Annotated in this window: 9 protein-coding genes; 5 read left to right on the forward strand and 4 right to left on the reverse strand. The window is 67.8% G+C overall.

The window, feature by feature from the left end; genetic code table 11:
* Positions 1-4: 4 nt before the first annotated feature.
* Positions 5-4,123: a DNA-directed RNA polymerase subunit beta gene (rpoB, locus tag GGR12_RS12205; protein ID WP_183204659.1), complete on the reverse strand. Its 4,119-nt coding sequence runs from the start codon at positions 4,121-4,123 to the stop codon at positions 5-7.
* Between the two features lie 381 nt (positions 4,124-4,504).
* Here rpoB and GGR12_RS12210 point away from each other — a divergent pair, with 381 nt between their 5' ends.
* The 3 genes from GGR12_RS12210 to GGR12_RS12220 all read left to right on the forward strand — a co-directional run bounded on the left by GGR12_RS12210 (position 4,505) and on the right by GGR12_RS12220 (position 9,056).
* Positions 4,505-5,014, forward strand: a complete 510-nt coding sequence (locus tag GGR12_RS12210; protein ID WP_183204660.1) for an FKBP-type peptidyl-prolyl cis-trans isomerase — start codon at positions 4,505-4,507, stop codon at positions 5,012-5,014.
* 110 nt (positions 5,015-5,124) lie between these two features.
* Positions 5,125-7,077, forward strand: a complete 1,953-nt coding sequence (locus tag GGR12_RS12215; protein ID WP_183204915.1) for a M61 family metallopeptidase — start codon at positions 5,125-5,127, stop codon at positions 7,075-7,077.
* A 17-nt stretch (positions 7,078-7,094) separates the two neighbouring features.
* The gene (locus tag GGR12_RS12220; RefSeq protein WP_183204661.1) at positions 7,095-9,056 is read left to right on the forward strand and encodes a M61 family metallopeptidase; all 1,962 of its coding nucleotides are present in this window, start codon (positions 7,095-7,097) and stop codon (positions 9,054-9,056) included.
* Between the two features lie 22 nt (positions 9,057-9,078).
* Here GGR12_RS12220 and GGR12_RS12225 read toward each other — a convergent pair whose 3' ends face one another.
* The 3 genes from GGR12_RS12225 to rplJ all read right to left on the reverse strand — a co-directional run bounded on the left by GGR12_RS12225 (position 9,079) and on the right by rplJ (position 10,648).
* Entirely contained in the window at positions 9,079-9,495 is a 417-nt protein-coding gene (locus GGR12_RS12225) for a hypothetical protein (protein WP_183204662.1), read from the reverse strand.
* A 188-nt stretch (positions 9,496-9,683) separates the two neighbouring features.
* The gene (gene rplL, locus GGR12_RS12230) at positions 9,684-10,067 is read right to left on the reverse strand and encodes a 50S ribosomal protein L7/L12 (RefSeq protein WP_183204663.1); all 384 of its coding nucleotides are present in this window, start codon (positions 10,065-10,067) and stop codon (positions 9,684-9,686) included.
* A 65-nt stretch (positions 10,068-10,132) separates the two neighbouring features.
* Positions 10,133-10,648 (reverse strand): 50S ribosomal protein L10, encoded by a 516-nt coding sequence (rplJ, locus tag GGR12_RS12235; RefSeq protein WP_183204664.1) that lies wholly within the window; start codon positions 10,646-10,648, stop codon positions 10,133-10,135.
* A 396-nt stretch (positions 10,649-11,044) separates the two neighbouring features.
* Here rplJ and GGR12_RS12240 point away from each other — a divergent pair, with 396 nt between their 5' ends.
* Both GGR12_RS12240 and GGR12_RS12245 read left to right on the forward strand, forming a co-directional pair.
* Positions 11,045-12,934 (forward strand): DUF4153 domain-containing protein, encoded by a 1,890-nt coding sequence (locus GGR12_RS12240; RefSeq protein WP_183204665.1) that lies wholly within the window; start codon positions 11,045-11,047, stop codon positions 12,932-12,934.
* A gap of 88 nt (positions 12,935-13,022) precedes the next feature.
* On the forward strand, positions 13,023-14,189 hold the full coding sequence (locus GGR12_RS12245) for an aspartyl/asparaginyl beta-hydroxylase domain-containing protein (protein WP_343053237.1): 1,167 nt from the start codon (positions 13,023-13,025) through the stop codon (positions 14,187-14,189).
* The last annotated feature ends 227 nt before the right edge of the window (positions 14,190-14,416 follow it).

Raw genomic sequence — 14,416 nt, forward strand, 5'->3', positions numbered from 1 at the left:
CCGATCAGCTATTCTCCAGCTCCACGTTCAGGCCCAGCGAGCGCATTTCCTTGACGAGAACGTTGAAGCTCTCGGGGATGCCCGCCTCGAAGCTGTCGTCGCCGCGGACGATGGCCTCGTAGACCTTGGTCCGGCCGGCCACGTCGTCGGACTTCACCGTCAGCATTTCCTGCAGGGTGTAGGCGGCGCCGTAGGCTTCCAGCGCCCACACCTCCATTTCGCCGAAGCGCTGTCCGCCGAACTGCGCCTTGCCGCCCAGCGGTTGCTGGGTGACGAGCGAGTACGGGCCGATGGAGCGGGCGTGGATCTTGTCGTCGACCAGGTGGTGCAGCTTCAGCATGTAGATGTAGCCGACCGTGACCGGACGCTTGAACTGCTCGCCGGTCTGACCATCATAGACGATCGACTGACCCGAGCGATCCAGACCGGCCTTCTCCAGCAGGTCCTCGATGTCGCTGATGTGGGCGCCATCGAACACCGGCGTGGCGAAGGGCACGCCCTTCGACAGGTTCCGGGCCAGCTCGACCAGTTCCTCTTCCGATTCCGGAAGCGGGGTGTCGGGGCCGTAGATGCTGGTCAGGTGGTCGACCAGCGCCTTGCGCTGACCGCCCTGTTGCCAGGCTTCCAGCAGGCCCTGGATCTGCTTGCCGAGACCGGCGGCAGCCCAGCCGAGGTGGGTTTCGAAGATCTGGCCGATGTTCATGCGCGACGGCACGCCCAGCGGGTTCAGAACGACGTCGACCGAGGTCCCGTCTTCAAGGTGCGGCATGTCCTCGATCGGCAGGATCTTGGAGATGACGCCCTTGTTGCCGTGACGGCCGGCCATCTTGTCGCCGGGCTGAAGCTTGCGCTTCACGGCCACGAAGACCTTGACCATCTTCATCACGCCCGGGGGCAGTTCGTCGCCGCGTTGCAGCTTCTCGACCTTGTCCTCGAAGCGACGGTCCAGGGCCTTACGGGCCGTTTCGAACTGACCCTTCATGGCTTCCAGCTCGCCCATGACCTTTTCGTCGTCGAGGGCGATCTGCCACCACAGGCCGCGCGACAGCTCGGACAACTTCTCTTCGGTGATCTCGCCGCGGCCCAGGCCCTTCGGACCCGAGACGGCGTTCTTGCCGACGATCAGCGGCTTCAGGCGGCTGTAGACGTTGCGCTCGAGGATCTTGAGCTCGTCGTCGCGGTCCTTGCCCAGACGCTCGATTTCAGCGCGTTCGATGGCCAGGGCGCGTTCGTCCTTGTCGACGCCGTGACGGTTGAAGACGCGCACGTCGACGATCGTGCCGGCGACGCCCGGGGGCAGACGCAGGCTGGTGTCGCGGACGTCCGAAGCCTTCTCGCCGAAGATGGCGCGCAGCAGCTTCTCTTCCGGGGTCATCGGGCTTTCGCCCTTCGGCGTCACCTTGCCGACCAGGATGTCGCCCGGCTGGACTTCGGCGCCGATGGCCACGATGCCGGCCTCGTCGAGGTTGCGCAGGGCTTCCTCGCCGACGTTCGGGATGTCGCGGGTGATTTCTTCCGGCCCCAGCTTGGTGTCGCGGGCCATCACCTCGAACTCGTCGATGTGGATCGACGTGAAGATGTCGTCGCGCACGATGCGCTCCGAGATCAGGATCGAGTCCTCGAAGTTGTAGCCGTTCCACGGCATGAACGCGACGAGGGCGTTGCGGCCCAGGGCCAGTTCGCCCAGGTCCGTCGACGGGCCGTCGGCGATCACGTCGCCGGTCTTCACTTCATCGCCCACGCGCACGATCGGGCGCTGGTTGATGCAGGTCGACTGGTTGGAACGCTGGAACTTCGACAGGCGGTAGATGTCGACGCCCGAACGGCCGGCGTCGAGGTCGCCGGTGGCGCGCACGACGATACGGGTGCCGTCGATCTGCTCGACGACGCCGTCACGACGGGCGACCACGACAGCGCCGGAGTCCACGGCCACGACCGCTTCCATGCCGGTGCCGACCAGCGGCGCATCCGACTGCACCAGCGGCACGGCCTGACGTTGCATGTTGGCGCCCATCAGTGCGCGGTTGGCGTCGTCGTTTTCCAGGAACGGGATCAGGGCGGCGGCGACCGAAACGACCTGCTTCGGCGACACGTCCATCATGTCGACGTCGGCCTTGATCAGCAGCTGGGATTCACCGTTGATCCGGCCGGGGACCAGGTCCTCGACGATCTGGCCGTCCTTCAGCTCGATGTTGGCCTGGGCGATCGTGTATTTCGCCTCTTCCATGGCCGAGATGTAGACCACCTCGTCCTGGGCCTGGCCGTCCTTCACGCGACGGTACGGGCTCTCGATGAAGCCGTACTTGTTGACGCGCGCGTGGGTGGCCAGCGAGTTGATCAGGCCGATGTTCGGGCCTTCCGGCGTTTCGATCGGGCAGATCCGGCCGTAGTGGGTCGGGTGCACGTCGCGGACTTCGAAGCCGGCGCGCTCGCGGGTCAGACCGCCCGGGCCAAGCGCCGAGAGACGACGCTTGTGGGTGATCTCCGACAGCGGGTTGGTCTGGTCCATGAACTGCGACAGCTGCGAGCTGCCGAAGAACTCACGAACCGCGGCCGCGGCGGGCTTCGCGTTGATCAGGTCGTGCGGCATGACCGTGTCGATATCGACCGAGCTCATGCGCTCCTTGATGGCGCGCTCCATGCGGAGCAGACCGACGCGGTACTGGTTTTCCAGCAGCTCGCCGACCGAACGGACGCGACGGTTGCCGAGGTTGTCGATGTCGTCGATCTCGCCCTGGCCGTCCTTCAGACCCACCAGGATCTGCAGAACCTTCAGCACGTCTTCCTTGCGCAGCACGCGGATGTCGTCGGGGACCTCCGGGCTTTCCAGGCGCATGTTCATCTTGACCCGGCCGACGGCCGACAGGTCGTAGCGTTCGCTGTCGAAGAACAGCGACTGGAACATGGCTTCGGCGGCTTCCGGCGTCGGCGGCTCGCCCGGACGCATCACGCGGTAGACGTCGAACAGCGCGTCCTCGCGGCCGGTGTTCTTGTCCACGCGCAGGGTGTTGCGCATGTAGGCGCCGACCGTAACGTGGTCGATGTCCAGCACGTCGATGGTCGTGAAGCCCTGCTCTTCCAGCAGGTTGATCGCGGCCTGGTCCAGCTCGTCGCCGGCCTCGGCGTAGATCTCGCCGGTTTCGTAGTTGACCGCGTCGGCGGCCAGGTAGCGGGTCAGCAGGGCGTCGGCGGCCAGCGACAGGGCCTTCAGGCCGTTGTCGGCCAGCTTCTTGGCCTGGCGGGCGCTGATCTTGGTGCCGGCGGGGGCGACCACTTCACCGGTGTCGGCGTCGACCAGGTCGAACTCCGGCTTCACGCCGCGCCAGCGTTCCGGCTTGTAGGGCGTGACCCAGCCTTCGCCGCGCTTCTCGTACGGAACGGTCTCGTAGAAGGTCTTGAGGATCTCCTCGCCGTCCATGCCCAGGGCCATCAGGAAGGTCGAGGCCGGCAGCTTACGGCGACGGTCGATACGGACGTAGACGATGTCCTTGGCGTCGAACTCGAAGTCCAGCCACGAGCCGCGGTACGGGATCACGCGGGCGGCGAACAGCAGCTTGCCCGAGCTGTGCGTCTTGCCCTTGTCGTGATCGAAGAAGACGCCCGGCGAACGGTGCATCTGGGACACGATCACCCGCTCGGTCCCGTTGACGATGAAGGTGCCCTTGTCCGTCATGAGCGGGATATCGCCCATGTAGACGTCCTGCTCCTTGATGTCCTTGACCGAACGCGCGCCGGTCTCCTCGTCCATTTCGAAGACGATCAGGCGCAGCTTCACCTTCAGCGGCGCGGCGTACGTCATGTCGCGCTGGATGCACTCCTCGACGTCGTACTTCGGCTCTTCGAACTCGTACGAGACGTATTCGAGGATGGCGCGCTCGTTGAAGTCCTTGATCGGGAAGACCGACTTGAAGACCGCCTCGATGCCCTCATCAGTGCGCTGGCCCGGACGGCCCTCGCGCTGCAGGAACTGTTCGTACGACGCGCGCTGGACCTCGATCAGGTTCGGCATCTGCACCGCTTCCGGGATGCGGCCGAACGAGTGACGGATGCGCTTTTTGCCGGTGAACGAGGTGGCGGTGAGGAACTGACCGTTGACGGTGAGTTCCGCTTTGGACTTGGCCATTCTGTCTTCCCAATGCGGCCCGGGCAGGCCGCTTTCAATGCAGCAGCCACGGCCCGCCATCCGGCGACCCGTGACCATCGGTTTCGGCGTCCACCCTCGGGCCTTGCGGTCCCAGGACACCTGAATTGTATGGCTCCCTTGGGGAGGAGCGCGCCTTCGCACCGGTCGGAGGGCGACAAACCGGGCCTCGGCGCTTTCGCGCAGACTCATTACGGAGTTAGCGGAACGCGCTCATATACTCGCTTTGACGGCGAAATAAAGATGCATGTGGAAAAACGTCGGCGCCTGAACGATTTCGTCTTGCCCTCCCCGCACCACCCACGGGGCGGGCCTGGCGCGAGAGGCTTCACGGGGTAGGCGAACCGCTGCTAGCCTCGCCCCATGAAACAGCTGATCCTGGCCGCCGCCGCCCTGTCCCTCGCCGCCTGCGCGGGCGCGCCCGCCGCGACGGCCTCGTACGACTTCTCCGGTCAGGCGACCCAGGCCAACTGGGACGCCGGCAACGCGGCCTACTTGACCCTGAACGGCGCGCGCAGCGGCTGGACCACCACCTCGTCGGGCCTGCAGTACCGCCGCGTCGGCCCCGCAAACCCCACGGGCCGCCAGCCCGTCGCCGCCGACACCGTCAAGGTCCACTACCGCGGGACCTTCGTCGACGGCCGCGAGTTCGACAGCTCCTACGCCCGCAACGAGCCGGCCGAGTTCCCGCTGGGCCGCGTCATAAAGGGCTGGACCGAGGGCGTCGCCCTGATGCGCGAGGGCGAGAAGTTCGAGTTCGTCATCCCCGCCTCGCTGGGCTACGGCGACCGCTGGATCGGCGGCGACGAACTGCCGCCCAACTCCACCCTGCTGTTCACGGTCGAGCTGCTGGAAGTCCAGCCCGCCGCCTGACCGCGCGACGGATTCCCAACATGACGGCGATTTAACCCGTCCGCGCGTTGACCCTCGCGCGCGACCGAAGTGATCTGCACGCCCTCGCCTTCCCGCCGGAAAGTCCCTTGATGAAGCGTCCGTACGCCCGCCTGCTCGCCACCGCCTGCGCTACGGCGCTGCTGCTGGGATCCGCCCCGGCCCTCGCCCAGGTCGGCACGCCCGCCCTGCCGGTGGCCCTGGCCCCGATCCCGGAACCGCGCGACACGGCCTACCCCGGCGTGATCGGCATCCAGGTGGACGCCACCGACATCGATCGCCGCATCGTCTCGGTGAAGCAGACCATCCCGGTCGCCGCCCCCGGCCCGCTGGTCCTGCTGTATCCGCAATGGATCCCGGGCAACCACGGCCCCGTCGGCCCGGTCGACGACGTCGCAGACCTGGTCATCACCGCCAACGGCCAGCGCCTGCCGTGGGTGCGCAACACCGTCGACACCAACGCCTTCCAGGTCGAGGTCCCGGCCGGCGCGACCTCGGTCGAGGTCTCGTTCAAATGGCTGACGCCGATCAACGGCGACCAGGGCCGCGTCGTCATCACCGACGAGATGCTGAACATCCAGTGGGAGAAGGCCCTGCTCTATCCGGCCGGCTACTACTCCCGCCAGATCACCTTCCAGCCCTCCGTCCGCCTGCCCGCCGGCTGGAACTACGGCGTCGCCCTCGACACCCAGTCATTCACCGACGGCCTGGCGACCTTCGCCCCCATCACGCTGGAGCATCTCGCCGACAGCCCGATGTTCGCCGGCGCCCACTATCGCCAGATCGACCTCGATCCGGGCGGCCGCTCGCCGGTGCGCCTGAACATCGTCGCCGACGACGAGGCCATGCTGGCCGCCACCGACGCCCACATCGCCCAGCACCGCGAGCTGGTCCGCCAGGCCGACCGCCTGTTCGGCGCCCGCCACTACAATCACTACGACTTCCTGCTGGCCGTCACCGAACGCCTCGGCGGCATCGGCCTGGAGCACCACCGCTCGTCCGAGAACAGCGCCGACACCCGCTACTTCACCGACCCGACCGGCACCCTCGCCGACCGCGACCTGCTGGGCCACGAGTACACCCACAGCTGGAACGGCAAATGGCGCCGCCCGGCCGACCAGCTGACGCCCAACCTCAACGAGCCGCTGCAGAACTCCCTGCTGTGGGTCTACGAGGGCCAGACCCAGTACTGGGGCCTGATCCTCACCACCCGCGCCGGCCTGATGACCAAACAGCAGGCGCTGGACGTGTTCGCCAACACCGCCGCCACCTACGACGACAATCCCGGTCGCGACTGGCGCGCCATGCAGGACACCACCAACGACCCGATCATCGCCCGCCGCCAGAACCAGCCGTGGCCCAGCCGCCAGCGCAGCGAGGACTACTATCGCGAAGGCGCGATGATCTGGCTCGACGTCGACACCCTGATCCGCGAGCAGAGCGACGGCAAAAAGTCGCTCGATGACTTCGCCCGCGCCTTCTTCGGCGTCCAGGACGGCAGCTGGGACCCCGCGCCCTACACCTTCAGCGACGTCACCTCGGTCCTGAGCGGCGTCCAGGCCAACGACTGGGCGCCCTTCCTGCGCGCCCGCCTCGACGCCGTCGGTCCTGACGCCGAAGGCCCGCTGGGCGGCATCGAGCGCGGCGGCTACCGCCTCGTCTGGCGCGAGACCCCCAACGACTATTCGAAAGCCCTGAACGCCGAGCTGGGCCGCGTCGACTTCGCCTATTCGCTGGGCCTGTCGCTCAACACCTCGAACCGCGTCACCGCCGTCCGCTGGGACTCGCCCGCCTTCGAGGCCGGCCTGACCTCGGGCTGGGAAGTCGTGGCCGTCAACGGCCGCGCCGCCAGCGCCGCCGCCATCGCCGAGGCCATCACCGCGGCGAAGGATCCGGGCGTGCAGGTCGAGATGATGCTCAAGAAGGGCGACCGCTTCCGCACCATCCGCTTCGACTACCACGGTGGCCTGCGCTACCCGCACCTCGAGCGCATCGAGGGCACGCCTGACCGTCTGGGCGACATCCTGACGCCGCGCCGCCGCTGATTGTGAGACCAGACCCTGTGATCCGTTCCGCCGCCCTCGCCCTTCTGCTGGCCTCGACCGCCCTGCCCGCCCTGGCGCAGGTCCCGGCCTCGCAGGCGCAGACGCCCCTGCCGGCGCCCACCAGCCTGCCGCACGCCCTGCCGCCCATCCCGGCTCCGCAGGACCGCGACTATCCGGGCGTCATCGGCATCCGCGTCGACCTGACCGACCTCGATCACAGGGTCATCCGCACGCGGCAGACCATCCCGGTCTCGCCCGGCCACCTGGTCCTCCAGTATCCGAAATTCCTGCCCGGCAACCACGCCGACACCGGCCCCATCCAGCTGGTCTCGGGCGTCACCGTCACCGGAAACGGCCGGCGGATCGAGTGGGTGCGCGACACCGTCGACCCGCACGCCTTCCACCTCGACATCCCGGAAGGCGTCAGCTCGATCGACGTCTCGTTCGAGTGGCTGACCCAGCCCGACAACGCCGTCTGGCGCGTCGTCATGACGCCCGAGATGGTCAACCTGCAGTGGGAGAAAGCCCTGCTTTATCCGGCGGGCTACAACCACGACCGCATCACCTTCGCCCCCTCGGTCGTCCTGCCCGAGGGCTGGCAGTACGGCGTGGCCCTGACCACCACCGGCCGCGACGGCGATGTGGCGACCTTCGCTCCCATCTCGCTCGAACACCTCGCCGACAGCCCCATGTTCGCCGGTAAGCACTATCGCCGCATCGACCTCGATCCGGGCGGCCGCTCGCCGGTCCACCTGAACCTCGTCGGCGACACCGCCGCCTCGCTGGAAGCCAGCGCCGAGCGCATCGCCCAGTACCAGGCCCTGGTCGACCAGGCTGACCGCCTGTTCGGCGCCCGCCACTTCGACCACTACGAATTCCTGCTGGGTCTGACCTCGAAGATGGGCGGCATCGGCCTGGAGCATCACCGCTCGTCCGAGAACACCGCCAGTCCGTCCTTCTTCACCGGCCCCAGCCCGGACTACGGCTCGCGCACCCTGCTGCCCCACGAGTTCACGCACAGCTGGAACGGCAAATTCCGCCGCCCGTCGGACGAACTGGTCCCCAACCTCAACATCCCCACCCAGAACAGCCTCATGTGGGTCTACGAAGGCCAGACCGAATACTGGGGCGATACCCTGGCCGCCCGCTCGGGCCTGGTCAGCTATGAGGAGGCCGTCGCCAACCTCGCCGACATCGCCGGCTTCTACGACCAGCAGCCCGGCCGCCAGTGGCGCGCCCTGCAGGACGTCACCAACCACAATCTGCTCGGCTACCGCACCACCAATCCGTGGGGCTCATGGATGCGCGGCACCGGCGACTACTACCGCGAAGCCCTGCTGATCTGGCTGGACGCCGACACCCTGATCCGCGAGCAGACCAACGACCGCAAGTCGCTGGACGACTTCGCCAAAGCCTTCTTCGGCGTCGACGACGGCGTGTGGGAGGCGAAGCCCTACACCTTCGACGACGTGGTCCAGCACCTGAACGCCGTCTATCCGTACGACTGGGCGACCTTCCTGCGCACGCGGCTGGACGCCGTCGGCCCGGACGCCGCCGCGCCGCTGGACGGCCTCGCCCGCGCCGGCTGGCGTCTGACCTACGTTGACCAGCTCACCCCCGTCGAAAAGCGCATCCAGACCGGATGGGCCACCGACTTCCAGTATTCGCTGGGCTTCAACCTCGGCTCGGGCAACCGCATCACGTCCGTGCGCTGGGGCGGCCTGGCCTTTGAGCAGGATGTCGGCGCCGGCTGGGAGCTGGTCGCGGTCGGCGACCGCGTCGCCTCGGCCGAAGCGCTGCGCAACGCCGTAACGGCGGCGAAGACGGGCGCGGATCCCATCGTGCTGGTGATCCGTCGCGGCGACGAGTTCCGCACCCTGTCCTTCGACTACCACGGCGGCCTGCGATACCCCCGTCTCGAACGGATCGAGGGCACGCGCGACCGCCTGGCGGACATCATGGCGGCCCGCCGGCGCTAGAGCAGCCGACGGGCGCCGTCGATCAGCTGATCCCGAGGTCGGCGCAGACCGCCGGCTTCGGACGCGCGCGCATGGCCTCCAGCTCGGCCGCACAGCGGGCCGTCGCCTCATCCGACGGCAGCTTCTGCAGGTTCCAGCTCAGGTTACGCAGTTCGGTGCGCAGCGCCTCGTGGTCAGTGGGTTTGTTCTGCCGCTCGTCGCAGGTGACCATGTCCATCTTCAGCGACGCCATCTGGATACAGGTGGTCGACAGCATGTTGACGATCTGACGCGCCTTGGCGCCGGTCATCGGCAGTTCGGGCGTCGGCGGCGGCGGCGGTCCGGCCGGTGCGGCGGGCGGCGGCGCCTCCTTGCCGGTCGCGGATTCATCGCAGGCGGCCAGGCTGCAGGCGCCGGCCAGGATCACGGCCAGAATGGCCGAGGTCTTCACGATATGCATTGAGTCCCTCCCCAGGGTTGCCAGCGTATCCCGCCACAGGCGAGCGCCGCTGTCCAGATACCCCCCGATCAGCGAACAGGCCGCGCCAGATTCCTGGGCTCCGTGGGCGAGGCGCAAAAGAAAACGGGCCCGGTGGTTTCCCACCGGGCCCGCTCGAAACGATAGCGAAGCTACCGAGGTTCGATCAATTACTTGATCTGGACCTTGGCGCCGGCTTCCGTCAGCTTCTTGGCGACTTCGTCGGCGGTCTGCTTCGAGACGTTCTCGACGACGTTCTGCGGAGCGCCTTCGACCAGGTCCTTGGCTTCCTTCAGACCGAGGTCCGAACGGACGCCGCGGACTTCCTTGATCACGTTGATCTTCTTGTCGCCGCCGTCGATCAGGACAACGGTGAACTCGGTTTGCTCTTCAGCGGCTTCGGCCGGAGCGGCGGCGCCACCGCCGACAGCAGCGACGGCGACCGGAGCAGCGGCGCTGACGCCCCACTTTTCTTCCAGCAGCTTCGACAGTTCAGCGGCTTCGAGGACGGTCAGCTTGGACAGGTCTTCGACGATCTTGGTCAGGTCGGTCATGGTAGATTTCCTTCGGAGGAATTGGGTTCAGAGAGAGTTTGCAGAGATGAAAGAGGCGGTTCCGCTTACGCGGCGTCCTTCGTGGCGTAGGCGTTGAAAACGCGAGCCAGTTGGCCGGCCGGGGCCTGAACGACGCCGGCGATACGGGTCGCAGGCGTGTTGAGCAGGCCGAGGAACGAAGCGCGGATCTGATCCAGCGACGGCAGTTTGGAGAGAACCTCCACGCCCTTCGCGTCCAGAACCTTGTCACCCATGAAGCCGCCCAGAACGACGAACTTGTCGTTGCCCTTGGCGAATTCGGCGGTGACCTTGGCTGCCGTCACCGCGTCGTCGGCGTAGGCGATGCCCACCGGACCCTTGAACAGGCCGTGGTAATCGCTGCCTTCAGCGGCTTCGAGCGCCTTCAGCGCCAGGCGGTTCTTGACCACCTTGAACGCGCCGCCTTCTTTACGAAGACGGCCACGCAGGTCTTCCATATCCGCAACGGTCAGACCCAGGTTGTGGGTCACGACCACGGCGCCCGCGTCGGCGAAAACGCCCTTCAGCGTTTCGATCGACTCGGCTTTTTGTGCGCGGTCCATTGCGGTCTCCAGTCTTGTATTCGCCGCCGGGCTTATTCCCGACGACGGATGTGGCTCAAGCGCTCCGCATCGCTGCGAGGCGTTCAGGCCGGTCGTAATGTCCGAAGGAAGCTCGAACCCCATGCGCCCGGATACCGGGTGACGGCGGTCGTCTGCATCCCCATCTCCCCACGGCGCCAGAGGGCTCTCTGACAGTTACGGCATGGGTGGCCCCCACGCCCCGAAGTTCTCGGACAGGACCGCCGCGGCCGAAGCTGCGACGGAGAAGGCGCGCTCTATACACGGCCTCGCCGGAAACTCAAGCCGGTTCGCCCTGCACCGGCCCTGCACGGGAAATCCGCGAGACGCGCGTCGCCATCCAGGGCAGGTTGCCCCTTCATACGGAGGGGGAACCGCATGACCGACGCTTCAGAAGCCGCCGAGGCCGCCGGCAGAAACAGTCTGGGCCGCACGGGGTCCCCGCTGCTGATCATCGCCCGACTGGCCATCGGCCTGCTGCAGGGCGCGGCCCTGTGGTGGCTGTACCGGTCAGTCGGGTGGACCGGGCTGTGCAACTCCAACCTTCCCGGGGCCTGCGGTCCTGAAGCCAGCTGGCCCGCGACGGTCCCGGAACTGTTCACCCCCCTCGTGCTGATCGCCGTCTTTGTCCCGGTGCTGCTGCTGGCCGGCGCCGGGCGCATGCGCCTGACCACTCTCGCCGGCTGGAGCGTCGTCGCCGCCGCCGTTCTGGCCCTGCTCGGCTGGCATGAGGTCGCCCGCCAAAGCCCCGAGACCCTACGCTCTCCCCCCTTCATCAACAGCCCGATGCCGCTGTTCGCGATCGCGATCCTGTTCATCGGCCATCACCTCGTCCTCGGGGCCGACATGGCGCGCAAATGGATCGCGCCCTTCCCGACTTACTTCGACACCGCGTGGAAAGCCGGCGTCCAGCTGGCCCTGTCGGTCGGCTTCACCGGCGCCTTCTGGATCCTGCTGTTCCTCGGCGCGGCTCTGTTCAACGTGATCGGCCTCCCCTTCCTCGAGGAGCTGCTGCGGGAGGAATGGTTCGCCATCCCGGTCACAACCTTCGTCTTCTCGGTCGCCGTGCACCTGACGGACGTGCGCGACGGACTGATCCGCGGCGTCCGCACCGTAGCGTTGATGCTGCTGTCGTGGCTGCTGATCGTCATCACCGTGCTGGTCGCCGGCTTCCTGATCGCCCTGCCCTTCACCGGCCTCGACGGCCTGTGGGACACCGGCAGCGCCACCGCCCTGGTCCTCGCCGCCGCCGCCGTCCTCATCATCCTCATCAACACCGCCTATCAGGACGGTCGCGCCGACAACCTGCCGCCGCTCGTCCTGCGCTGGACCGTCCGCATCGCCGCCGTCCTGCTGACGCCGCTGGTCATCCTCGCCTTCTGGGGCCTCGCCCTGCGCATCGGCCAGCACGGCCTGACGCCCGACCGCATCATCGCCCTGGCCTGCGCCATCGTCGGCGCCGCCTATGCCGTGGGCTACGGCTGGGCCGCGCTGAGCCCGTTCTGGCGCAAGGGCGCCGACTGGATGCAGCCGCTGGAGCGCACCAACGTCTTCACCGCCGTGCTGGAGATCGCCGTCATCCTCGCCCTGTTCAGCCCCATCGCCGATCCTGCCCGCCTCTCGGTCGCCGATCAGACGGCCCGGCTGGAGCGCGGCGCGGTGACGCCGGACAAGTTCGACTACCGCTTCCTGCGCTTCGAGAGCGGCCAGGCCGGCCAGGCCGCCCTCGCTCGCCTGACCCGCTCGACCAACGCCGAGGTGGCCCGCCGCGCCGCTGCCGCCGCCGTCCTCTCCGGCCGTTGGGAAGGCCGCGATGTCGGCTCGCCCGACGTCACGCCTGCTTATGAGATCGTCCCCGCCGGCGCCGCCCTGCCCGAGGGCTTCGGCGGTCCTGTCGGCGCTTCCGACCCCCGTTCCGAGTGCCTCGCCGACAACAGATGCGTCGTGCGACCGATGGACCTGAATGGCGACGGGCGGGTCGAGGTCCTCGTCGCCTTCGCTTACCGGATCGACCTCTGGGCGCGCGACGCCGATGGCGAATGGAGCAATGTCGGCGCCTGGTCGCCGCCACACTGTCCCACCCCCGGCACCCCGCGCCGCTCGAGCCCTGACCTCCGGGAGGCCGTGCGCCTCGGCGCGGTGCGCCCATCTGCCCCGCCCTGGCCCGAGCTGTCGATCGGCGGCGCTCCCGCCACGGGCCTGGCCGTCGAGCGCGTCTGCGCCGACGACCGCGCCCAGCCGCCGGCGGACGCCACAGCCGCCCCTTAATTCAACCTTGGCCGCAAAGCGCTCTTGACCCGGACGACCCCCGTAACATTACAGTCAGTTCATATTGGCGGGGATTGGGGGATCTCAGGTGAATCAGGAAGGGCCGCAGGGCGAATTGCTGCGCCGCGCCGCCGAGGCTATCGCTCGCCGCGATCCCGGCGGGGCGCTGCAGCTCATCGACCAGGCCGATGCGCTGGGCCGCACCCATAACGGCGCCCTGAACCGCGCCCTGGCGCTCCGGCTGATGGGCGACTTCCACGGCTCGCTCCACGTGCTGGACGACGCCCTGGCGATGCAGCCCTACGACTTCGTCGCCCTGCTGGCCAAGGCCGCCATGCTCGAGAAGCTGGGCGGCGAGCGCGCGGCCGTCGACACCTACCGCAACGCCCTCAGGATCGCCCCGCCGCGCGAGCGTTGCCCGCCGGCCCTGACCGCCCAGATCGACTACGCCAACGACCTCGTCCGCCGCCACGCCGAGGCCCTGCGCGATCATATGCGTTCGGCCGTCGAGACCCTGCGCGGCGCCATCGACACCAGCGCCCTCGACCGCTTCGACGAGGGCCTCGAAATCTACGCCGGGGTGAAGACCCCGCCGAAGCAGGAACCCCTCCTGCTCAACTACCCGCGCCTGCCGGCCATTCCCTTCTACGACCGCGCCCTCTTCCCCTGGCTGGACCAGCTGGAGGAGGCCACCCCGGTCATCCAGAAGGAGCTCACGGCCCTGCTGGCCGAGTCCTTCGACGATTTCGCCCCCTACATCGCCTACCCCAAGGGCGCGCCGGTCAATCAGTGGGGCGAGCTGAACCACTCGCGCAAATGGACCTCGCTCTGGCTGTGGCGCGACGGCGAGAAGCAGGACTCGGTCTGCGAGCGCTGCCCCGAGACCACCGCCCTGCTCGAATCCCTGCCGATGGCGCACCAGGACGGCTTCGCCCCCACCGCCGTCTTCTCGGCGCTCCAGCCGCGCACCCACATCCCGGCGCACACCGGCTCGGCCAACACCCGCCTGCTGTGCCACCTGCCGCTGATCCTGCCCGGCCCGGCCCGCTTCCGCGTCGGCAACACCACCCGCGACTGGAAGATGGGCGAGTCCTGGGTGTTCGACGACACCATCGAGCACGAGGCCTGGAACGACGCCGACGAGATGCGCGTCATCCTCATCTTCGACGTCTGGAACCCCTACCTCTCCGACGGCGAGAAAACCCTCATCACCGCCATGATGAAGGCCCAGCGGAATTTCATGGCGGGGCAGTAGGAACAAGGGTCGAGGGGCGAGGGGCGAGGGTCGGAAGTACCGCTACAGGTTCTGCCCTCTCGACGCCGAATACCCCGGCACATCCTCCTCGCCCCTCGACCCGCGACCCTCGACCCTCGCCCTGCGTTAACCCCCCGCTCACCCTGCCCCCCAACGCGATCTTCACCTTGTGACGCCTAAAACGTCCCGGAATGAGCCAGCTCCGCTTCACGAGAGCCGGCCTGATG

The sequence above is a fragment of the Brevundimonas lenta genome (assembly GCF_014196335.1).
Lineage (GTDB): Bacteria > Pseudomonadota > Alphaproteobacteria > Caulobacterales > Caulobacteraceae > Brevundimonas > Brevundimonas lenta.